Source organism: Aeromonas rivipollensis (genome assembly GCF_010974825.1).
GTDB lineage: Bacteria > Pseudomonadota > Gammaproteobacteria > Enterobacterales > Aeromonadaceae > Aeromonas > Aeromonas rivipollensis.
This window is the reverse complement of the sequence record NZ_JAAILA010000018.1, coordinates 34010-54753: the sequence shown is the minus strand read 5'-3', so window position 1 is coordinate 54753 and position 20744 is coordinate 34010. Positions and strand designations below refer to the sequence as shown.

Below are 20744 nucleotides of genomic sequence, written 5' to 3'. Positions count from 1 at the left end.
GAGGCAGAGGCTGCCGAAGCCGCCCGTGTTGCCGCCGAGGCAGAGGCTGTGGAAGCTGCTCGTGTTGCCGCCGAGGCAGAAGCTGCCGAAGCCGCCCGTGTTGCCGCCGAGGCAGAAGCTGCCGAAGCCGCCCGCATTGCCGCCGAGGCACAAGCCGCGGAAGCCGCTCGTGTTGCCGCCGAGGCACAGGCTGCCGAGGAAGCCCGTATCGCCAAAGAGGCCCAGAGAGCGGAAGATTTACGCCTGGTCGCCGAGATGGAGGCAGATGCCGCCGCGCTGGCAGCCCTGCCCCTGGCCGCCAAGGTGGACGACGATACTCAGGACAAGCCGCAGCGGGAGGGCTTCTTTGCTCGCCTCAAGCGCAGCCTGGTGCGCACCAAGGAGAATATCGGCTCCGGTTTCTTCGGCCTGTTCCGCGGCAAGAAGATCGATGACGAGCTGTTCGAGGAGCTGGAGACTCAGTTGCTGACCGCCGATCTCGGCGTGGATACCACCAGCCGTATCATCGAAGGCTTGGTGCAGCACGCGGATCGCAAGCAGCTCAAGGATGCCGAGGCGCTCTACGGCCTGCTCAAGCAGGACATGGGGGCCATGCTGACTCAGGTCGAGCAGCCGCTGGTGATCGACACCAGCAAGAAGCCTTACGTGATCCTGATGGTCGGCGTGAACGGCGTCGGCAAGACCACCACCATCGGCAAGCTGGCCAAGCAGTTCCAGGCCGACGGCAAGAGCGTCATGCTGGCGGCGGGGGATACCTTCCGTGCCGCCGCGGTCGAGCAGCTGCAGGTGTGGGGTCAGCGCAACAACATTCCGGTGATCGCCCAGCACACAGGTGCCGATTCCGCCTCCGTCATCTATGACGCCATCGAGGCTGCCCGCTCCCGTGGGGCTGACGTACTGATTGCCGACACCGCCGGTCGCCTGCAAAACAAGAGCAACCTGATGGAAGAGCTCAAGAAGGTGGTGCGGGTGATGAAGAAGCTGGATGAAGAGGCGCCCCACGAGATCATGCTGACCCTGGATGCGGGCACAGGCCAGAACGCCCTGAGCCAGGCCAAGCTGTTCAGCGAGGCGGTGGGCCTGACCGGCATCACCCTCACCAAGCTGGATGGGACCGCCAAGGGCGGCGTCATCTTCGCGGTGGCCGACAAGTTCCAGATCCCGATCCGCTATATAGGGGTGGGCGAGGGGATCGACGATCTGCGTCCCTTCGTTGCCAACGACTTTATCGAGGCACTGTTCAGCCGCGAGGAATGAGTTCGGCCATGAAGAGTCAGCTCAGCCGTGATGAGCAAGTGTTCCATGCCCCGACTCAGGTCGGGGCTTGTCACTGTCAGGGTATGATTCGTTTCGACCAGGCCGCCAAGGTGCGTGGCTGCGGATCGGCCATTTCATCAAGGGCTTATGTCGCCGCGAAGAGTCAGTGTGCCATGCTTCGATCCCGGTCGTGGTATGTCACTCTCAGGGTATGATTTGTATCGACAAGACTGACAAGGTGTATTGCTGCGGATCAGCTATTTCATCAAGGCCTAGTGTCGCCGCGAGGAGTCAGCGTGCCATGCTTCGATCCCGGTCGGGGTTGGTCAATCTCAGGGAACCGTTATGATTCGTTTTGACAAGGTCAGCAAGGTATACAGCGGTGGCCATCAGGCGCTGCAGAAGGTCAGCTTCCACCTGCGCAAGGGGGAGATGGCCTTCCTGACCGGCCATTCGGGGGCGGGCAAGAGTACCCTCCTCAAGCTCATCAGCGTGATGGAGCGGCCGACCGATGGTCGCGTCTTCTTCCATGGCGATGACGTCAGCCAGATCCAGCGCAGCCAGATCCCCTATGTGCGCCGCCAGATCGGGATGATCTTTCAGGATCACCGGCTGCTGATGGACCGCACTGTGTTCGACAACGTGGCCCTGCCCCTGGTGATCGATGGCTACAGCCACGGCGACATCAACAAGCGGGTGGCGGCGGCGCTGGACAAGGTCGGCCTGCTCGGCAAGGAGCGTTACCAGCCGCGCATGCTCTCCGGTGGTGAGCAGCAGCGGGTCGGCATCGCCCGCGCCATCGTCAACAAGCCGCCCCTGCTGCTGGCGGATGAGCCGACCGGCAACCTGGATCCCCAGCTCTCCATGGACATCATGCGACTGTTCGAGGAGTTCAATCGCTTCGGGGTTTCGGTGCTGATTGCCACTCACGATCTGGGGCTGATCGCCCGCATGCGCTATCGCACCCTGACCCTGAAGGCCGGGCGCATGTATTCCCAAGAGCAGGAGGAGAGCTGATGGCCATAGTTCGTCATAAACAGCCCCCTCTGTGCCCTCTGATTATGGTCACTCGGATGGATCAGGTCGCCGATATTCGACAGGGGAGGGAGTTCTGATGGCTATTGTTCGTCATAAACAGCCGCCGCTGCGCCGTCTGATGATGTACGGCGTGGATCACGTGCGTCAGGCCTTTGCCAGTCTGGGAGAGCTGTGGCGCAACCCGCTCGCCTCCCTGATGACACTGGCGGTGCTCGGGGTCAGTCTGGCGCTGCCCTCCTGCTTCCACGTGCTGCTGAAAAACGCCGAAGTGGTGGAAGGGAGCTGGCAGACCAGCTCCCAGATCTCCCTCTACCTGCGCAAGGATCTGCCGGAGCAGAGCATCCTCGACATGAAGCAGCGGATCCTGCTCTATCCCGAGGTGGAGTCCGTCACCTACATGAACCGGGACGAGGCGCTCAAGGAGTTCCGCGAGATCTCCGGCTTCGGCGATGCTCTCGACTACCTCGACAGCAACCCGCTGCCGCCTGTGCTGAGCGTGATCCCGGATCCGCGCTGGCAGAATCCGGAAGGGGCCGCAGAGCTGCTCGCCAAGCTGGAGAATGAGCCCGGCATCGAACAGGGCAAGCTGGATCTGCAGTGGCTGACCCGGCTGCAGGGGATCATGAACCTGCTGCGCCACACCATCACCGGCATAGCGGTGCTGCTGCTCTCCGCCGTGCTGCTGATCGTCGGCAACACCCTGCGTCTGAACATACTCAACCAGAGATCCGAGATCGAAGTGCTCAAGCTGGTGGGGGCGACCGACGCCTTCATTCACCGTCCTTTCCTCTACACCGGCATCTGGTTCGGGGTGATCGGCGGCATGCTGGCCTGGTGGCTGACCGAGGTGATGGTGATCTGGAGCGAGGGGGTGGTGAAGGAGCTGGCGGGGCTTTACAACAGCAACTTCCGGCTGGTGGGGATGGGGGCGTTCGACGGCTTCAATCTCATACTGTTGGGGGCCTTGCTGGGGCTGATTGCGTCCTGGTTCTCGGTGCACAGACACATTCGCGACATAGAACCATCCTGATTAATTTATCAGCATTTTAAAGCGCTGGATTTTGCGAACTGGATCAAGTAAAAGAGTGGCCCGTTTCTGGCACGGGCCACTTTCTCAGAGTAATCTGAATGAGGCCTGCACCAAGGATCATATTTGGATCCTGTGAACCTTTTGATTTATAAACAGTCTATCTAGTGCAACAGAATTTATACGGGTGTGGCCCCTCTGCCTTGCTCGTCTGACTTGGCAAGCATGTGAAGGTTGCGAGCTCCGCAACAATGGACTTAGCATGCTACTTTTCAGGGGTCCTTCACTGTGACCCCTTTTTTTTGACCGTTCATTTATGATTCATCCCGTCAGCCTAAGATAGCCCGGGTTCATGCTGGGGCCGATGTTTGACTTATGTTTGATGTGGGCCGCAGAATGACCCCCGGTCGGTAGACAGGCCCTCTCAGGGTGTTAGACTGATTCGATTGAAAAGTAAGAGGTAGAACATGGGAACTTCATTGCAACGCACTATGGCTCTGATTCCGCAAGGTAGTCTGGAAGGCTATATCCAAGCCGTCAACTCGATCCCCGTGCTGAGCGCGGAGGAAGAGCGTGAACTGGCGATGCGTTTGCAGCAGGGTGGCGATCTCGAGGCTGCCCGTCAGCTGGTCATGTCGCATCTGCGTTTTGTCGTTCACGTGGCCAAGAGCTACTCCGGCTATGGCCTGCCTCAGGCCGATCTGGTGCAGGAAGGCAACATAGGCCTGATGAAGGCGGTCAAGCGCTTCGACCCGAGCGTCGGGGTGCGTCTGGTCTCCTTCGCCGTGCACTGGATCAAGGCCGAGATCCACGAATATGTGCTGCGCAACTGGCGCATGGTCAAGGTGGCCACCACCAAGGCCCAGCGCAAGCTGTTCTTCAACCTGCGCAAGTCCAAGAAGCGTCTGGGCTGGCTGAATCACGAAGAGGTGCAGGCCGTTGCCGCGGATCTCGGGGTTTCTGCCGCGGACGTCACCGAGATGGAAGCGCGCATGAGCAACTACGATCAGGCCTTCGATCTGGTCGGTGATGATGAGGATGAAGGTGGCTTCGCCCCCGTCCATTATCTGGAAGACAAGTCTTCCGATCTGGCCGCCACCATAGAGAACGACAACTGGGACAGCCACGCCACCCGTCGCCTGAGCGCGGCCATGGCCACCCTGGACGAGCGCAGCCAGCACATCATCCGCGCCCGCTGGCTGGATGAGGAGAGCAAGACCACCTTGCAGGAGCTGGCCGACAACTACGGTGTGTCCGCCGAGCGTGTGCGTCAGCTTGAGAAGAACGCGCTCAAGAAGCTGAAGGATGCGATGGCCGCCTGAGGGCATTCGCCGAGCCTGTGAACCGCTCAAGAAACTGAAAGACGCCATGGATGCCTGAGAGCATTCTCTTGTAGAAAACAGGGCCTGATGGCCCTGTTTTTGTTTCACCGGGATCTGGTCGGCCTTGCCTTGGTTACCCTTGTGTATGGTATGTTGCCGCCACTGCCACAGTTAGGGAGAGCAGAAGTGAAACTGTTGAACGACCTGTTTACCAATAACCGCGAGTGGGCGGAACGGATCAAGGCCGAAGATCCCGATTTCTTCGCTACCCTCTCCGCCCAGCAGGCGCCCGAGTACCTCTGGATCGGCTGCTCCGACAGCCGGGTTCCCGCCAACCAGCTGATGGGCCTGCTGCCGGGGGATGTCTTCGTCCACCGCAACGTCGCCAATCTGGTGGTACACACCGATTTCAACTGCCTCTCGGTGCTGCAATACGCGGTGGAGGTGCTCAAGGTGAAGCACATCATCGTCTGCGGCCACTACGGTTGCGGCGGCGTCAAGGCGGCGATGCAGAACCAGGAGCTGGGCCTCATCGACAACTGGCTGCGCAACATCAAGGATGTCTATTTCAAGTACGGCGAACAACTCGAAGCCATCGAGGATGAGCACGAGCGCTTCGACTATCTGTGCGAGCTGAACGTGGCCGAGCAGGTCGCCAACGTCTGCCACACCACCATCATCCAGAATGCCTGGCGCAAGGGGCAGGAGCTGGCGGTGCACGGCTGGATCTACGGCATCAAGGACGGTCTGCTGCACGATCTCGATCTCTGCATCAGCGGCCCGGATCAGATCCCGGACGTCTACCGTGCCTGGCCGGACATGCGTCCGCCTCACCGTCGTCGCTGAGGAACCCATTGGTGGCACCCGCCCTCTATCTGCAGATCAAACAGCATATCCTGGACGGGATCCGCGAACGCCACTATCAGGCAGGCGACAGGATCCCGACCGAGGCCGCCCTGTGCGAGCAGTTTGCCGTGAGCCGGATGACGGTCAACAAGGCGCTGCGTGAACTGGTGGCCGAGGGCTGGCTCAATCGCACCGCCGGCTCCGGCAGCTTCGTGGCGGACAGGCGTGCCGAGTCGCCGCTGCTGGCCATTCGCAACATAGCCGACGAGATCGCCGAGCGGGGCAGCCAGTACAGCGCCCGGGTGATCCGCCTGCAGCGCCAGGCTGCGGACGAGAAGGTGGCGGTACGACTGGGTTTGCGGGTCGGGGCGCCCACCTTCCACAGCCTCATCGTCCATCAGGCCGATGGGGAGCCGCTGCAACTGGAGGAGCGTTTCGTCGATGCCGAACGCCTGCCCGGCTATGGCGAGCAGGACTTCACGAAACAGACGCCGAACAGCTATCTGATGGAAGTCTGCCCCCTCTCCGAGATGGAGCACGTGGTGGAGGCTGTGCTGCCGAGCGCCGGCGAGGCGGGCCTGCTGCAGGTGAGGGTCGATACCCCCTGCCTGCTGCTGCATCGGCGCACCTGGTCGGATGGCTTCCTGGTCTCCTACGCCAGGCTGCTCTCGCCAGGCTCCCGCTACAAGCTGAGCTCCAAGACCCGATTGACTTGATTGTATATACATATCTTGTTTTAAGAGCCCACCCATTGGTGGGCTTTTTTGTGCTTAAACTCTAATGAAACCGCTGTTATCAAGATGTGAACTTGATCCTTTCTTTCTCGTCAGAGATCGGCTATAAATTATTGTATATACATTTAGAGGTCGGTATGAACAAGGAACTGTTGAACTGCGAGCGGGTCTGGCTCAACGTGACACCCGCCACCCTGCGCTCCGATCTGGCGGACTACGGTCTGCTGGAACCCCATGCCCTCGGCGTGCATGAAGGCAGGATCCACGCCCTGGTCCCCATGCAGGATCTCAAGGGACCCCATCCCGCCCACTGGCGTGACATGAAGGGCAGGCTGGTGACTCCTGGCCTCATCGATTGCCACACCCACCTTATCTTTGCCGGCAGCCGGGCCGAGGAGTTCGAGCTGCGCCAGCAGGGCGTGCCCTACAGCGACATCGCCCGCAAGGGGGGTGGCATACTCTCCACCGTACGGGCCACCCGCGCGGCCAGCGAGGATCAGCTCTATGAGCTGGCGGTGCCGAGGATCAAGTCCCTGATCCGGGAAGGGGTCACCACAGTGGAGATCAAGTCCGGCTATGGCCTCACCCTGGCGGACGAGCTCAAGATGCTGCGGGTCGCCCGTCGCCTGGGGGAGGCGCTGCCCATCCGGGTCAAGACCACCTTGCTGGCCGCCCATGCGGTGCCGCCGGAGTACCGCGACGATCCCGACTCCTGGGTCGAGACCATCTGCCAGGAGATCATCCCGGCGGCCGCCGAAGCGGGTCTGGCGGATGCGGTGGACGTCTTCTGCGAGCACATCGGCTTCTCCCTGGCCCAGACAGAGCAGGTCTATCTGGCGGCGGATCAATACAATCTCGCGGTGAAGGGGCACATGGAGCAACTCTCCAACCTGGGGGGCAGCACGCTCGCCGCCAACTTCGGTGCCCTCTCGGTGGATCACCTGGAGTATCTGGATCAGGACGGGATCCAGGCGCTGGCCCACCGTGGCGTGGTCGCCACCCTGCTGCCCACCGCTTTCTACTTCCTCAAAGAGACCAAGCTGCCGCCGGTCGCCGCCCTGCGCAAGGCGGGCGTGCCCATGGCAGTCTCCTCCGACATCAACCCGGGCACGGCCCCCATCGTCTCCCTGCGCATGGCCATGAACATGGCCTGCACCCTGTTCGGCCTGACCCCGGTCGAGGCCATGGCCGGGGTGACCCGCCACGCCGCCCGGGCGCTCGGCGAGCAGGAGCGTCTGGGGCAGCTGAGAGTGGGCATGCAGGCCGATTTTCTGGTCTGGAATTGCGCCCACCCCTCGGAGATCAGCTACCTGATCGGGGTCGATCAGCTGGTCAGCCGGGTTCTCAACGGGGAGGAGACGCTCCATGGATAAGTTAAACGTGGCCGACATGTCGGTCTGGCAGGGGCGCCAGGATCCGGAAGATGGTGAACTGGCCCTGCGCTGGCACAACAAGGTGCAACCCTGGCAAGTAGGCAGCGAGCCCGGCGTGGTGCTGCTCGGTTTTGCCTGTGACGAAGGGGTGCGCCGCAACAAGGGGCGAGTCGGTGCCGCCGCGGCCCCGCTGGCGGTGCGCAAGCTGCTCGCCAACACCGCCTGGCATCTGGGTCGGCCCGTCCATGACGGCGGCGACGTGCGCTGCGAGGACGGCGATCTCGATGCCGCCCACGACCGTCTGGCGGAGCGGGTCGCCCGTGCGCTGGATCTGGGCCACTTCCCGCTGGTGCTGGGAGGTGGTCACGAGGTGGCCTTCGGTAGCTGGAGCGGCCTCAATCGCCATCTGGGTGGCAAGGGCCGGGTCGGCATCATCAACTTCGATGCCCACTTCGATCTGCGCATGAAGCAGGAGCAGGCAAGCTCAGGCACCCCCTTCTTCCAGATCGCCGAGCAGTGCGCCGCACAGGGCACCCCCTTTACTTACGCCTGCCTCGGGGTGGCCGAGACCGCCAACACGGCGGCGCTCTTTGCCCGCGCCGAGACGCTGGGAGTCTGGCATGTGCTGGACGAGGAGATGACCCAGGTCGAGCTGCCGGTGTTGCTGGCGGGGCTGGACGCCTTTATCGCCCGCTGCGATCACCTCTATCTCACCATAGATTTGGATGTGTTACCCGGCGCCGTGATGCCGGGGGTGAGCGCCCCCGCCGCCCGCGGCGTCGAGCTGGCCGTCATCGAACCCCTGATCGCCCATATCCGGGCCAGCGGCAAGCTCAGGCTCGCCGATCTGGCCGAGTACAACCCGAGTCTGGATCTGGACAACCGCAGCGCCCGCGTGGCCGCCCGGCTGGTCCATCAACTAACCAAGTAGCCGGCCGACTCGCCAGGGGCACTGTGCCCCCGCATGGCGGCTGCATTGATAAACAAGGAGTGTCTATGTCTGTGCAACACCAGGATCCCCGTCACGACCCGAGCCGGGTAATCCGTGCCCCCCGCGGTACCGAGCTGACCGCCAAGAGCTGGCTGACCGAGGCGCCCCTGCGGATGCTGATGAACAACCTGGATCCGGAAGTGGCCGAGCATCCCCAGTCCCTGGTGGTCTATGGCGGTATAGGCCGCGCCGCCCGCAACTGGGCCTGCTACGACAAGATAGTCGAGGTGCTGACCCGTCTCGAGGAAGACCAGACCCTGCTGGTGCAATCCGGCAAGCCGGTCGGGGTGTTCCAGACCCACAAGGACGCGCCGCGGGTGCTGATCGCCAACTCCAACCTGGTGCCCCACTGGGCCAACTGGGAGCACTTCAACGAGCTCGATAGGAAGGGCCTGATGATGTACGGCCAGATGACCGCCGGCTCCTGGATCTACATAGGCACCCAGGGGATAGTGCAGGGCACCTACGAGACCTTCTTCGCGGTGGCGAACCAGCACTTCAACGGGGAACCGAAAGGACGCTGGATCCTCACTGGCGGTCTGGGTGGCATGGGCGGCGCCCAGCCCCTGGCCGCCACCATGGCTGGCTTCTCCATGATTGCCGTGGAGTGCGACGAGACCCGCATCGATTTCCGCTTGAAGACCCGCTACGTCGACAAGAAGGCCCACAGCCTGGATGAGGCGCTGGCCATGGTCGAGGAAGCCAAACGTAGCGGTACCGCCATCTCCGTCGGCCTGCTCGGCAACGCCGCCGACGTCTTCGCCGAGCTGGTGGCCCGTGGCATCACCCCGGACGTGGTGACCGACCAGACCTCGGCCCACGATCCCATCCACGGCTACCTGCCCCAGGGCTGGAGCGTCGCCCAGTGGCGTGAGCTGCAAAAATCCGCCCCCCAGGAGGTGAACCAGGCGGCTCGTCATTCCATGGCGCGCCAGGTGGAAGCCATGCTGACCCTGCAATCCCGCGGTGCAGCCACGCTCGATTACGGGAATAACATCCGCCAGATGGCGCTGGAAGAAGGGGTGAAGAATGCCTTCGACTTCCCGGGCTTCGTACCGGCCTATATTCGCCCGCTGTTCTGCGAGGGCATAGGCCCCTTCCGCTGGGTGGCCCTGTCCGGGGATCCGGAAGACATCTACAAGACGGATCAGAAGGTCAAGGAGCTGATCCCGGACGATCCCCATCTGCACAACTGGCTCGACATGGCCCGCGAGCGCATCGCCTTCCAGGGCCTGCCGGCCCGGATCTGCTGGGTCGGGGTCAAGGATCGGGTACGCCTGGGCCTGGCCTTCAACGAGATGGTGAAGAATGGCGAGCTGAAAGCGCCCGTGGTCATAGGTCGGGATCACCTGGACTCCGGCTCTGTGGCGAGCCCGAACCGGGAGACCGAATCCATGATGGATGGCTCCGATGCCGTCTCCGACTGGCCGCTGCTCAACGCCCTGCTGAACACCGCAGGTGGCGCGACCTGGGTCTCCCTGCACCACGGTGGTGGGGTCGGCATGGGCTTCTCCCAGCACTCCGGCGTGGTGATCGTCTGTGACGGCAGCGACGACGCCGCCAAGCGGGTCGGCCGCGTGCTGCGCAACGACCCGGCCACCGGCGTGATGCGCCACGCGGACGCGGGCTACGAGATTGCCATCAACTGTGCCCAAGAGGCGAAACTGGATCTGCCGATGCTGAACACAGCTGGCAAAGGGGTGAAATAAGATGTTTGAACTCAATCTGCAACCGGGCAAGCTCTGCCTCGCCACCCTGCGCCGCGTCAGCCGCGAGCCTGTCCATGTCAGCCTGGACTCGTCCGCCCTGCCGGGGATCCACGCCTCCGCAGCCGTGGTCACCAAGGTGATCGAGCAAAACCGCGTGGTGTACGGCATCAACACCGGCTTTGGTCTGCTGGCCAACACCCGCATCCCGGTGGAACAGCTGGATGAACTGCAGCGCTCCATAGTGCTCTCCCATGCAGCAGGGATTGGCGAGTACATGGATGACGCCACTGTGCGGCTGATGATGGTGCTCAAGGTCAACTCGCTGGCGCGGGGCTTCTCCGGCATCCGCCTGACGGTGCTCGAGGCCCTGATGACCCTCATCAACGCCGAAGTCTATCCTGTGGTGCCGAAGAAGGGCTCCGTCGGCGCCTCCGGCGATCTGGCGCCCTTGGCCCATATGAGCTGCCTGCTGATCGGGGAGGGCAAGGCCCGCCACAAGGGCGAGCTGATCGACGCCGCCACTGCACTCAAGATTGCGGGCTTGGAGCCCATAGCTCTGGCACCCAAAGAGGGGCTGGCGCTGCTCAACGGCACCCAGGCCAGCACGGCATTTGCGCTGGAAGGGCTGTTCCACGCCGAGGATCTGTTCGCCGGCGCCATCACCATAGGTGCCATGAGTGTGGAGGCCGCCCTGGGCAGTCGCCGTCCGTTCGATGCCCGCATCCATGAGGTGCGCGGTCAGCGCGGCCAGATCGATGCCGCCGCCTGCTATCGCCACCTGCTGGTGGATGGCAGCGAGATCGGCATGTCCCACCACAACTGCGAGAAGGTGCAGGATCCCTACTCACTGCGCTGTCAGCCCCAGGTGATGGGGGCCTGTCTGGCCCAGATCCGCCACGCCGCCGAGGTGCTGGTGTGCGAGGCCAATGCGGTCTCCGACAACCCCCTGGTGTTTGCCGAGGATGAGGAGATCCTCTCCGGCGGCAACTTCCACGCCGAGCCGGTGGCCTTCGCCGCCGACAACCTGGCCCTGGCCATCGCGGAAATCGGGTCGCTGTCCGAACGTCGCATGGCGCTGCTGATCGATTCCCGGATGTCAGGCCTGCCCGCCTTCCTGGTCAACAACGGCGGTGTGAATTCCGGCTTCATGATCGCCCAGGTCACCTCGGCGGCGCTGGCCTCCGAGAACAAGACGCTGGCCCACCCGGCCTCGGTGGACAGCCTGCCCACCTCCGCCAACCAGGAGGATCACGTCTCCATGGCCACCTTCGCCGGTCGCCGTCTGGCCGACATGGCGGAGAACACCCGCGGCATACTGGCGGTGGAACTGCTCGCCGCCGCCCAGGGGCTGGACTTCCGCGCCCCCCTGCGCAGCACAGAGCTCATCGAGCTGGCCAAGGGACGACTGCGTGAAGAGGTCAGCTTCTACGACAAGGACAGGTACTTCTCGCCGGACATCGAGGCCGCCGCCGCCCTGCTGGGGCGAGCCAGCTACAACGATCTGATCCCGGCCGGGGTGCTGCCGAGCCTCTAAGCGGCTATCCGCCCATAACAAAAGACCGCCCGATGGGCGGTCTTTGCGTTTCCGGCGCTGGCTGGATGCGGTTATTCGTGTTCGAACATCAGTAACAGCTAGACCACGAACAGCATCGCTGAGCGCTGGCGCCGGCTATTCGTGTTCGAACATCAGGAACAGGTAGACCACGAACAACACCAGGTGGGTGGCGCCATGGAGCACATTGGTGCGGCCACTGCTGAAGGTCACTTTACAGACCATGAGAGTGGTGATGAGCAGCACCATGTCGGCGGCGGAGAGGCCGAGGCGCACCTCCTGCCCGAGCAGGGAGCCGATGAACAGCACAGAGGGGACCGTCAGGGCTATGGTGGCCAGCACGGAACCGAAGTAGAGGTTCATGGCGCGCTGCAACTGGTTGTTGAAGGCGGCCTTAATGGCGCCGACCGCCTCAGGCGCGAGCACTATACAGGCCACGATGAAGCCGCCCAGCGCCGCCGGGGCTTCCAGCACATGGACCCCGTAGTTGATGGGGATGGCCAGTGTCTTGGCCAGCAGTATCACCACCACCAGGTAGGCGAGCAGCAGCAGGGTGTGATAGACGTTGCTGCGTAGTATGCCGTGGTGTTCCTCGTGGTCCTCGTGGTCGCTGTCGACGAAGAAGTGGCTGTGGCTGCGGGTCTGGATCAGCAGGAAGACACCGTAGAGCAGCACCGAGATGATGATCAGCATCCAGGACATGGCGCTGGACATGCTGCCCAGGGTACCGCCCCGGGTGAAGTTCGGCAGCACCAGGCAGAGCAGGGCCAGGGGAATGATGGCGACCAGGTAGGATTTGACCCCGTCCAGATTGAAGTTCTGGGTGTGATAGCGCCAGCCGCCAAACAGCAGGGTGAAGCCCACCAGGCCGTTGGTCACCAGCATCACCACGGCGAACATGGTGTCGCGGGCCATGGTGGGGTTGGGGTCGCCGGTCAGCATCACGGAGGAGATCATCACCACCTCGAGGGAGATGACCGACAGGGTCAGGATCAGGGTGCCGAAAGGTTCACCCAGCTTGATGGCCAGGGCGTCGGAGTGACGCACGACGGAGAAGATGGCCCAGGTGACGATGGCGAGCAGGGCCAGTGACACCGGCAGGTAAACCGCAAGGGGGGTTGCTTCTGTCAGCAGGTCGCTGCCCAGGGTCTTGAAGAAGAGCAGGGTCAGCAGGCCAACGGGCAGGGCAATCTCTTGCCGGATAAAGGACTTCATAGGCAGTGGTTCTCATCTCGGGGCGGCCGTGGCCGACGGGTAGGGAGACAACAGGTCGCGCCACAGGGGTGGCGCGCCAGTCCATGATAAAGGGAGTTGTCCCGTCAGAGGAGAATCATTTTGTTGCAAGAGATGAGGATCCCCGGGCGGGGACCCTGATGTTGCTCTCTCACTGCCCGCCGGGCTGGCTCTGCCGCCATGCCAGCAGCCAGATCTTCAACTTGGTCAGGGCCATGGGTTTGGCATAGACATAGCCCTGGATCAGGTGGACTCCATGGCGGTGCAGGTAGTCGACCTGCTCCAGAGTCTCGACCCCCTCGGCTATCATCTCCATGTCGGATTCATGGCCGAAGGCGATGATGGAATCCAGCAGGGTGCGCTTGAGATCGTCCGTGCCTATGGTGTCGACGAACATCTTGTCGATCTTGATCTGGCGGATGCCGAGGCGCTGCAGGTAGGCGAAACCGCCATAACCTGTGCCGAAGTCATCCAGCTTGAAGTGATATCCCTTCTCCTGGAGCTGCGCTATCTCCCCCATGGCCGCCTTGATATCGGTGATCGGCTTGCGCTCGGTCAGCTCGAAGGTGAGTCTGGCCGGGGAGGGCCAGTCGTGGCGCTGCAACAGGGGCCGCAGATTGGGTTGCTCCAGGTGGGCGGCCACTATGTTGACGCTGACCCACTGGGTCGGCTCCAGCCAGGGCAGGTCCGCGATGACCCTCTCTAGCAGTTGCTCCGTCATGGGCAGGATCAGCCCCTGCTCCTCCGCATAGTCGATGAAGGTGCCTGGGGGCACCAGCTCCCGACCCCGCTGCCAGCGCAGCAGCGCCTCGAAACCGACCACCTTTTTGCTGCGACTGTCCACTATGGGTTGATAGAAGGGGACGAACTCGCGCCGCACCAGGGCTGCCTGCAGCAGCCCCTTGAGGGAGCGGCGGTAGTTGCGCAGCACCCAGTAGGCGGCGACCAGCAGGAGTCCCAGCGCGCCGCCATACAAGAGACCATAGTGGCGGGCCTGCCGCTTGGCATACTCCTCCAGCGCCTTGCCCGCCCACAGGGTCTGCCTGATCTGGGGATCCGGATCGAAGAAGCTCAGGCTCTGGTTGCCAGGCTCCTGCTTGATGGACTTGTCGCCACGGGGGAAGAAGGTGGTGACCTTGCCCGGACTCTGCTGGCCAAACTCGAGATAGAAGCAGCCCGGGCAGGGGGATTGCAGCTGATCGTGGCTCCAGCTGTTGTTCAGCACCCAATAGGCGACATTGCCACCCTTCCTGTAATAGGCGACGACCTCCTGCTCGGTGTTGAAGCGGGGCTGGGTGGCCGCGAGACCAAACTGCTCCTGTTCGGGATAGGGGGGCAGCTCGACAGTGGCAAGGGGGAAATCCTCTCCCAGACTGGAACAACCGCCGCCGGAGGCGAGTTTGAGCCCCTGCAGCCGGATGTGGCGGCTGTAGAAACGGGGATCCCGCAGCAGGGCCATGTCTGCGGGGCCGCAATCGAAGGCGAACCTGGAGAGCTGGGAGCGAATGCTCTGATCCAGCGCCTCGTGGCGCTCCGCCAGCGCGGCCTCTATCTGCGCCTTCTTCTGTTGCAGCAGCTGGTGGGCCAGAGGATTGCCCAGCAGCTGGCTGAGGGGCAGGCTCGCCAGCACGGGCAGGCAGAGCAGCAGCAGACTGATCCAGAAGGGAGAGGCTCGTCGCAAGGGGTACCTGCCTGATGGGTGCATGGGATACAAATGGATGGCAACATCATAGCATTAGCTACATCAATTTGAGTTGTATCGGTCACACTTGGAACAACATTCATAATTCATTGATAAACAACAATATGACAAAACGAGTGGTGAAGATTCAATCGCTGACCTGTCATAAATGACAATTGTCCAGCTTATCTGAAATGGCTAGAGTAGCGGTGCGGTTTGACTCACCGTGTGTTCAATACTCCTGTATCTATTTTTGTCAGTAGCACAGAGTGTTAGTTTTGATATGAGTGTTTCTTTTGGTCCCCGCAGTGGGACCATTTTTCTGTCCGCTGCCCAGCCGGCGGCCCGATTTTCCCCTCCCCCGAGTCTCTTCCCTCACAAGCGGCCCGCCCCCGGGCATGAAGGGCCCTGACGCTTATTTGCAGAAGCGGGATCTTCAACCGTAGGCGGGGTTTGGCCAAGGCTGATACCATGAGGCCTTATGGATGCTGTCGGCTACGGAAAGGCACATGAAACTGACCACTCAACTCGTCTCTTTTATTACGCTGTGCGTGATCTCGGCCATGGCCGTGGTGATGCTCGGCGGGGTATTCAGTTTCCGCCAGATGGGGATGGAGCTGCAGCAAAACCGGGTCGACTCCCTGGTGGAGATCATCGACAAGCAGCTGGGGGTGACCGACGATCAGCAGGCCCTTGCCCGCTGGCTGCCCTCATTGCTGCGGGCCTCCCACGTGGTCGAGCTGGAGATCCGCCAGGACAGTCAGCGGGTCTACTGGTTTCGCGATGTGCAACAGCAGACGGACGAGAGTCTGCTGATCCCCTACAGCAAAGCCATTCCCAATCAGGCAAGCATGCAGGCCGAGTTCAAGCTGGACAGGCCCTTCAAGGAGTTTGAGTACTCCATGCAGGCCATGTTCGGCATCTCCCTCGGGGTCTTCATAGTGGTGTTCGGCCTCTGGTACTCCATCCGCTGGCTGCGCCAGCAGCTGCGCGGTGCCGAGCTGCTGGCGGAGCGGGCCCAGCTGATCCTGGATGGCAAGCTGACCAAGCTGGCCCATGATCCCGCCGACGAATGGCCCCTCTCCGCCAGCCAGGCCCTCACCCATCTGCTGGCCGAACTGGCCGATGCCCGCAAGGAGCGCAGCCGGTTCGACAACTTCATCCGCAGCAACGCCTTCGTCGACAAGACGACCGGCATAGGCAACCGCCTCTTCTTCGACAACCGGCTGGAAAACGCCATCATGGAGGCGAGCGTGATCAGCGGCGGCGTCCTGCTGATCGAGCTGGCCGGCCTGGAGGAGCTGGATCCCGAGCTGAACGGACGCCCGAGCCAGGATCTGCTGATGGAGGCGAGCGCCTCCATCGGCGCCTTCGTGCGCAAGCACAGCGGCGCCCTGCAGGCCCGCTACGCCGGTCAGGTCTTTGCCGTGCTGCTGCCCAACATGTCCGAGAGCGAGATGGTGGACGGCGCCAGCCAGCTGCTCAAGAGTCTGCAGCGGCTGCACTGGCCCGAGTCGGTCAATCTGGAGACGGCCGTCTACCTCGGCGCCGTCTGTTATCAGGCGGAGGACTCCCTGCTCAAGGTGCAGGAAGAGGCGGAGCTGGCCCTCAAGAGCGCGCGGCTGCAGGGCCACAGCGGCTGGTTCCTCTATGAGAAGTCCCTGGACGAGGAGGCGAGCAACAAGGGGACTGTGCGCTGGCGCACCCTGATCAACCGCCGCATCGAGGAGCAGGGGATCTCCTTCTATCTGCAATCTGTGCAGCAGGAGCGGGATCAGGTGGTGCTGCAACAGGAGCTGCTGATCCGCCTCCATGACGAGCAGGGGCGGGAGTTGCAGGCGGGGGTCTTTATGCCCATGGCGGAGAAGGCCGGCCTGCTGTTGCCGCTGGACCGGCTGGTGGTCACCCAGACCCTTCGCCTGCTGCGCCAGCGACCTGAGTCGAGCTGCCCCGTCAGTCTGTCCCTCAGCGCCCAGAACCTGCTCAACAGGGAGTTCCAGCGGGAGCTCTTCTTCGAGCTGTTCCAGCTGCCGCGCAGCATCAATGAGGGGCTGATCCTGCAACTGTCCGAGTCCCAGGTGACCCGTCACTACGAGGCGCTCAAGCGGCCACTGCGGGCGCTGCGCATGCTGGGGTGCCGATTGGCCATAGATCATGCCGGCCAGGATGTGGTGAGCACCCAGTACATCAAGGAGTTCGAGATCCACTTCCTCAAGCTGCACCCCAGCCTGGTGCGGGAGATCCACCTTCGTCAGGTGAACCAGATGGCGGTGCGCAGCCTGGTGGGGGGCTGTGCCAATACCCAGGCCCGGGTGATTGCGGTGGGGGTGGAGAGCGGCGACGAGTGGAAGATGCTGCGCCACCTCGGCGTGCACGCGGGCCAGGGGCCCTGGTTCGCCGAACCAGAGCGGCTGGTGATGCCCACATGACGGAGCCTGTCCGCCGCTAGGGGCCTGACTTCCTGCCTGCGGGGCAGCCCCAGCCCCAAGGGCGACCGAATGGCCCTGGCTTACAGCCTGCCCTGCTCCCTGAGACCCGCCAGCCCCTGCAGGCCGCCGGTGTGGATGAAGACCACCTGGCTGCCGCGGGGGATCCGGCCCGCGGCCAGCTCCCGAAACAGTCCCCACATCGCCTTGCCACTGTAGATGGGCTCCAGCGGCAGGCCTGTGTGGGCGCTGAAGGCCTGCACCCATTGCCACAGGGCCGGGCTGAACCTGGCGTAACCGCCGTCGTGGTGATCCTGGGCTATCCGCCAGCCGCCGGTGGTGGCCGCCGCCGGGTTGAGCCGGCACACCTCATCGTGGAGGAAGGTGCCCCCCTTGAGCACGGCGATGGCGAGGATCCGCTCTCTTTCCCGCTTGCCCGCGATGAGCCCTGCCAGGGTACCGCCGCTGGCGCAGGGCAGCACCCAGAGATCCGGCGAGAAGGGCACCTCGGCCACCAGCTCGGCCACCCCGGGGATGGCGAGCGGGCTGCTGCCCCCTTCCGGCACTATCAGGGTGTCCGGCGCCTCGAACTGGGCCAGCCAGTCCGGATCCTGGCGCCGCCGATAGCTCTGGCGGTCCACAAAAACGAGATCCATTCCCCAGCCTTTGGCCGCACTCAGGGTTGCGTTGCTGACGGTGTCGGCTTCACCGCGTATGATGCCCGTGGTACGCAGCCCGGACCTGAGTCCGGCCGCCGCCAGGGCGTGGATGTGATTGGAGTAGGCCCCCCCAAACGACAGCAGGTGGGTCTTGCCCTGCGTCTGCGCCTGTTGCAGGTGGTACTTGAGCTTGCGCCACTTGTTGCCGGAGAGGGTCGGGTGGATCAGATCATCCCGCTTGCACCAGAGCCGCACGCCCTGGGCATCCAGCAGAGGATGGTGGACGAGGTGCAGGGGCGAGGGGAGCTGAGCGGGGGCCAGGATAGCATCCTCTAAGGACGCCCTCTTGGCGGTCAATGCATCGTTTGTCATAAATATGGAGGCTAATGGCCTGTTTATGTTAAGGTTTAGTCCGTTTCATGCGGTCAGGTCCAGGTCTCGATGAAGTCACTTTTCCGACGTTCGCCCCCCAGCCATCAGGTGGGACTCCTGCTGGCCAGCGATCGCATCCTGCTGGCTTGTGTGGAACCCGTCCCCATCTTTACCAGTCGCGCCATCAATGGTCCCCACGACTGGCCCAAGGCCATGGGGGAGCTGTTTGCCCAGCATGGCCTGGCCAAGTCTAAGGTGCGGGTGGCCCTGGCCGCCAGCCTTTATCAGCAGATCCAGATCGACAAGCCCGCCGTGCCCGATGCCGAGATGGCGGGGGCCCTGCCCTGGGCCATCAAGGATTTCGTCAACGAACCCGTGTTGCAACTCGCCATGGACTATGTGGATCTGCCGACTCCCCCTGCGGGCCGGCCCAGGATCAACGTGATCTGCGTTCCCAAGAGCCGGGTGCAGCAGCTGGCGGACGCGGTCAACGGCGTGGCGACCCTGGAGGCCATCGTCAGCGACGAGCTGGCCATGACGGCCCTCTACGAGGCGGACCAGACGGTGCGCATGCTGCTCTGGCAGCCCAGGGGGCAGGAGTTGCAACTGCTGGTCTTTTATCGGGGAGGTCTCTGCTTCTCGCGCCCGCTGCGCGGCTTTGTCAGCCTCACCGGTGCCCATGAGCCCGATCAGGGGATGCTTGACGGGCTGACGCTGGAGATCCAGCGCTCCCTCGACTACCTGGCGGGCCAGCTCAAGCTGCCTGAGCCGGGCCAGATGCAGCTCGCCATCGGCTCCCCCTTCATCGGCACCCTGGTGCGCCACCTGGAGCAGGCGTTCGGCTTCCCTGTGTCCGCCATGGCTAACAAAGCGGTGCTGGCCGGCGTCGAGTATCTCTCCGCTTACGGCGCCGCCCTTGGCAGGAGCGAAGGATGAAACACCATATCAACCTCTATGGCGCCGAATTCAGGCCAAGGCGCCTGTGGGCCAGCCTCAATCAGATGGCCCTGGTCTGGGGCGGCTGCCTGCTGCTGCTGATTGCGGCCACCTGTTTCTATGGCTGGCAACAGAAGGGCGTCGACCGTGAGCTGGCCCAGGTACGTGCGCTGCTCGATGTGCAGCGCGGCGAGGCAGCACGGCTCGATGCCGCGTTGGCGCGCCATCAGGCGGACGGTCAGCTGCAACAGCAGCTGGTCAACAAGCGTGAGGAGCTGGCCGCCAAGCAGGCGCTGATACGCCAGCTCGGCAGCCTCTCCCTGCAAAAATCCCAGGGCTACGCCAGCGTGATGGCGGATCTGGCCCGTCTGCGGGATGCCCGCCTCTCCCTGCAGCGGATCGAGATAAGTGACGGGCACATCAACCTCTCCGGGGTGGCCGAGCGCAGTCAGGATGTGCCTGCCTGGGTGAACCGCTTCAAGCAGACCCCGTCCCTGGCGGGCAAGCAGTTTGGCGAGCTGACCCTGAGCCGGGACAAGGCAGGCCAGCTGGCCTTCCAGCTCAGCGGCATAGCACGGGAGACCCCATGATGGAGATGACGGCACAGTGGCGGGCCTGGGCACAGCGCGTGGCCGCCCTCAGCCTGCGGGAGCGGGTCTTGATCCTGCTGACGGGCACCATATTGCTGGGGGCGGCCGGGATCTACGGCTGGCTGGATGCCGCCGACACCCGGCTGAGCCAGGAGCGGCAGGCGCTGACGGCGGCGCAGCGGGATCTGGAGATCCTGACCCTGGAGAATCAGGGCAAGCAGGCCCGGCTGGGGCGGGATCCCAACGCCCAGGTGCGCCAGCAGCTGGCCGGCGTGGAGGCGTCCCTCGGCCGGCTGGACGCAGAGCTCAAGGCCCAGACGGTGGATCTGATCCCGGCCCACGAGATGCCAGCCGTGCTGGAAGCCTTGTTGTCTCGCTCCGCCAACCTGCATATGCTGGCGCTCACTTCCCTCAAGCCCGAGCCGCTGATGGCCGGCGAGCAGAAGGCCAACCTGTTCAAGCACGGGATCCGGCTCCAGCTGGAGGGGGGCTATTTCGATGTTTACCAGTACCTGAAGGCGCTGGAAGCACTGCCCCGCCACTTCTACTGGAAAGGGTTCGACTACAGGGTGGTCGAGCACCCCAAGGCGGCGGTGGAGATGGAGATCTACACCCTGAGCACCAGCAAGGAGTTCATTCGTGGCTAAGTGGCTGACATTGTTGTGCTGCCTGCTGGGCCCGCTGGCCCAGGCGGAGGTGTTGCAGGATCCGACCGCCCCTCTGGCCGGCAGTGGCGCGGCGGCGAGCCCCAGCAAGGGGGCCGGTCTGCCCAGGTTGCAGAGCGTCATCCTGGGCAACGGACCGGCGCTGGCGGTCCTCAACGGTCAGAGCTATCGGGTGGGCCAGCGGATCGACGGTTTCCTGCTGGTGGGCATCAGCGCCGATGCCGTGGTACTGGAGAAGGCGGGCAAGCGTCAGACACTGACCCTGTTTGGCAGCAAGATCCGGATGTGAAGTCGGTTCCGCGCGGGATGCTGCGGGCCAGGTTTGTCGAGTTT

18 protein-coding genes are annotated in these 20744 nt (G+C 63.3%); 15 read left to right on the top strand and 3 right to left on the bottom strand.

Going from position 1 to position 20744, the window contains the following annotated elements:
* The 10 genes from ftsY to hutH form a co-directional block, all read left to right on the top strand.
* Positions 1 to 1257, top strand: a 1257-nt coding sequence (gene ftsY, locus G4923_RS12830) for a signal recognition particle-docking protein FtsY (protein ID WP_163137295.1), incomplete at its 5' end; no start/stop codon positions are given.
* A 345-nt stretch (positions 1258 to 1602) separates the two neighbouring features.
* Positions 1603 to 2274, top strand: a complete 672-nt coding sequence (gene ftsE, locus G4923_RS12825; protein ID WP_163137294.1) for a cell division ATP-binding protein FtsE — start codon at positions 1603 to 1605, stop codon at positions 2272 to 2274.
* Positions 2275 to 2371: 97 nt separating this feature from the next.
* Positions 2372 to 3325 carry a permease-like cell division protein FtsX gene (gene ftsX / locus G4923_RS12820; RefSeq protein ID WP_005323432.1) on the top strand — a complete coding sequence of 318 codons (954 nt, stop codon included), beginning with the start codon at positions 2372 to 2374 and terminating at the stop codon, positions 3323 to 3325.
* Between the two features lie 464 nt (positions 3326 to 3789).
* A complete protein-coding gene (gene rpoH / locus G4923_RS12815; RefSeq protein ID WP_025325421.1) occupies positions 3790 to 4644 on the top strand; it encodes an RNA polymerase sigma factor RpoH in 855 nt (284 codons plus the stop codon).
* Positions 4645 to 4830: 186 nt separating this feature from the next.
* Positions 4831 to 5490, top strand: a complete 660-nt coding sequence (can, locus tag G4923_RS12810) for a carbonate dehydratase (RefSeq protein ID WP_025325422.1) — start codon at positions 4831 to 4833, stop codon at positions 5488 to 5490.
* Between the two features lie 11 nt (positions 5491 to 5501).
* On the top strand, positions 5502 to 6206 hold the full coding sequence (hutC, locus tag G4923_RS12805) for a histidine utilization repressor (protein WP_106887812.1): 705 nt from the start codon (positions 5502 to 5504) through the stop codon (positions 6204 to 6206).
* A gap of 155 nt (positions 6207 to 6361) precedes the next feature.
* Positions 6362 to 7597: an imidazolonepropionase gene (gene hutI / locus G4923_RS12800; protein WP_163137293.1), complete on the top strand. Its 1236-nt coding sequence runs from the start codon at positions 6362 to 6364 to the stop codon at positions 7595 to 7597.
* Complete coding sequence (gene hutG / locus G4923_RS12795; RefSeq protein ID WP_163137292.1) at positions 7590 to 8528, top strand: formimidoylglutamase; 939 nt, start codon at positions 7590 to 7592, stop codon at positions 8526 to 8528. Before hutI ends, hutG begins: the two co-directional genes overlap by 8 nt.
* Positions 8529 to 8593: 65 nt before the next feature.
* Positions 8594 to 10297 carry a urocanate hydratase gene (gene hutU, locus G4923_RS12790; protein WP_163137291.1) on the top strand — a complete coding sequence of 568 codons (1704 nt, stop codon included), beginning with the start codon at positions 8594 to 8596 and terminating at the stop codon, positions 10295 to 10297.
* A gap of 1 nt (position 10298) precedes the next feature.
* On the top strand, positions 10299 to 11831 hold the full coding sequence (hutH, locus tag G4923_RS12785) for a histidine ammonia-lyase (protein WP_139744568.1): 1533 nt from the start codon (positions 10299 to 10301) through the stop codon (positions 11829 to 11831).
* Between the two features lie 135 nt (positions 11832 to 11966).
* Here hutH and G4923_RS12780 read toward each other — a convergent pair whose 3' ends face one another.
* Together G4923_RS12780 and G4923_RS12775 are read right to left on the bottom strand one after the other, a co-directional pair.
* Positions 11967 to 13064 carry a calcium:cation antiporter gene (locus G4923_RS12780; protein WP_163137290.1) on the bottom strand — a complete coding sequence of 366 codons (1098 nt, stop codon included), beginning with the start codon at positions 13062 to 13064 and terminating at the stop codon, positions 11967 to 11969.
* 169 nt (positions 13065 to 13233) lie between these two features.
* Positions 13234 to 14763 (bottom strand): EAL domain-containing protein, encoded by a 1530-nt coding sequence (locus G4923_RS12775; RefSeq protein ID WP_205597110.1) that lies wholly within the window; start codon positions 14761 to 14763, stop codon positions 13234 to 13236.
* A gap of 509 nt (positions 14764 to 15272) precedes the next feature.
* On the opposite strand from G4923_RS12775, the gene G4923_RS12770 reads away from it, so the two are divergent.
* Positions 15273 to 17192: an EAL domain-containing protein gene (locus G4923_RS12770; RefSeq protein ID WP_163137288.1), complete on the top strand. Its 1920-nt coding sequence runs from the start codon at positions 15273 to 15275 to the stop codon at positions 17190 to 17192.
* 80 nt (positions 17193 to 17272) lie between these two features.
* On the opposite strand, the gene G4923_RS12765 is transcribed toward G4923_RS12770, so the two are convergent.
* Entirely contained in the window at positions 17273 to 18220 is a 948-nt protein-coding gene (locus tag G4923_RS12765) for a 1-aminocyclopropane-1-carboxylate deaminase/D-cysteine desulfhydrase (protein WP_163137287.1), read from the bottom strand.
* A gap of 69 nt (positions 18221 to 18289) precedes the next feature.
* Here G4923_RS12765 and G4923_RS12760 point away from each other — a divergent pair, with 69 nt between their 5' ends.
* The 4 genes from G4923_RS12760 to G4923_RS12745 are packed head-to-tail and all read left to right on the top strand — an operon-like array spanning position 18290 to position 20700.
* On the top strand, positions 18290 to 19156 hold the full coding sequence (locus G4923_RS12760; RefSeq protein ID WP_163137286.1) for a type IV pilus biogenesis protein PilM: 867 nt from the start codon (positions 18290 to 18292) through the stop codon (positions 19154 to 19156).
* The gene (locus G4923_RS12755) at positions 19153 to 19746 is read left to right on the top strand and encodes a PilN domain-containing protein (protein WP_163137285.1); all 594 of its coding nucleotides are present in this window, start codon (positions 19153 to 19155) and stop codon (positions 19744 to 19746) included. Before G4923_RS12760 ends, G4923_RS12755 begins: the two co-directional genes overlap by 4 nt.
* Positions 19746 to 20393, top strand: coding sequence for a type IV pilus inner membrane component PilO (locus G4923_RS12750; protein ID WP_106887810.1), 648 nt, complete (start codon positions 19746 to 19748; stop codon positions 20391 to 20393). The genes G4923_RS12755 and G4923_RS12750 overlap by 1 nt, the downstream gene beginning before the upstream one ends.
* The gene (locus tag G4923_RS12745) at positions 20386 to 20700 is read left to right on the top strand and encodes a SctD/MshK family protein (protein ID WP_043129479.1); all 315 of its coding nucleotides are present in this window, start codon (positions 20386 to 20388) and stop codon (positions 20698 to 20700) included. The genes G4923_RS12750 and G4923_RS12745 overlap by 8 nt, the downstream gene beginning before the upstream one ends.
* Positions 20701 to 20744 lie beyond the last annotated feature (44 nt).

Excerpts from the sequence above, each read along its gene's own strand:
- ftsE (WP_163137294.1), top strand. The coding sequence starts at position 1,603 with ATGATTCGTTTTGACAAGGTCAGCAAGGTATACAGCGGTGGCCATCAG.
- ftsX (WP_005323432.1), top strand. The coding sequence starts at position 2,372 with ATGGCTATTGTTCGTCATAAACAGCCGCCGCTGCGCCGTCTGATGATG.
- rpoH (WP_025325421.1), top strand. The coding sequence starts at position 3,790 with ATGGGAACTTCATTGCAACGCACTATGGCTCTGATTCCGCAAGGTAGT.
- hutI (WP_163137293.1), top strand. The coding sequence starts at position 6,362 with ATGAACAAGGAACTGTTGAACTGCGAGCGGGTCTGGCTCAACGTGACA.
- hutG (WP_163137292.1), top strand. The coding sequence starts at position 7,590 with ATGGATAAGTTAAACGTGGCCGACATGTCGGTCTGGCAGGGGCGCCAG.
- hutU (WP_163137291.1), top strand. The coding sequence starts at position 8,594 with ATGTCTGTGCAACACCAGGATCCCCGTCACGACCCGAGCCGGGTAATC.
- hutH (WP_139744568.1), top strand. The coding sequence starts at position 10,299 with ATGTTTGAACTCAATCTGCAACCGGGCAAGCTCTGCCTCGCCACCCTG.
- G4923_RS12780 (WP_163137290.1), bottom strand. The coding sequence starts at position 13,064 with ATGAAGTCCTTTATCCGGCAAGAGATTGCCCTGCCCGTTGGCCTGCTG.
- G4923_RS12770 (WP_163137288.1), top strand. The coding sequence starts at position 15,273 with ATGAAACTGACCACTCAACTCGTCTCTTTTATTACGCTGTGCGTGATC.
- G4923_RS12765 (WP_163137287.1), bottom strand. The coding sequence starts at position 18,220 with ATGACAAACGATGCATTGACCGCCAAGAGGGCGTCCTTAGAGGATGCT.
- G4923_RS12760 (WP_163137286.1), top strand. The coding sequence starts at position 18,290 with ATGAAGTCACTTTTCCGACGTTCGCCCCCCAGCCATCAGGTGGGACTC.
- G4923_RS12755 (WP_163137285.1), top strand. The coding sequence starts at position 19,153 with ATGAAACACCATATCAACCTCTATGGCGCCGAATTCAGGCCAAGGCGC.
- G4923_RS12750 (WP_106887810.1), top strand. The coding sequence starts at position 19,746 with ATGGAGATGACGGCACAGTGGCGGGCCTGGGCACAGCGCGTGGCCGCC.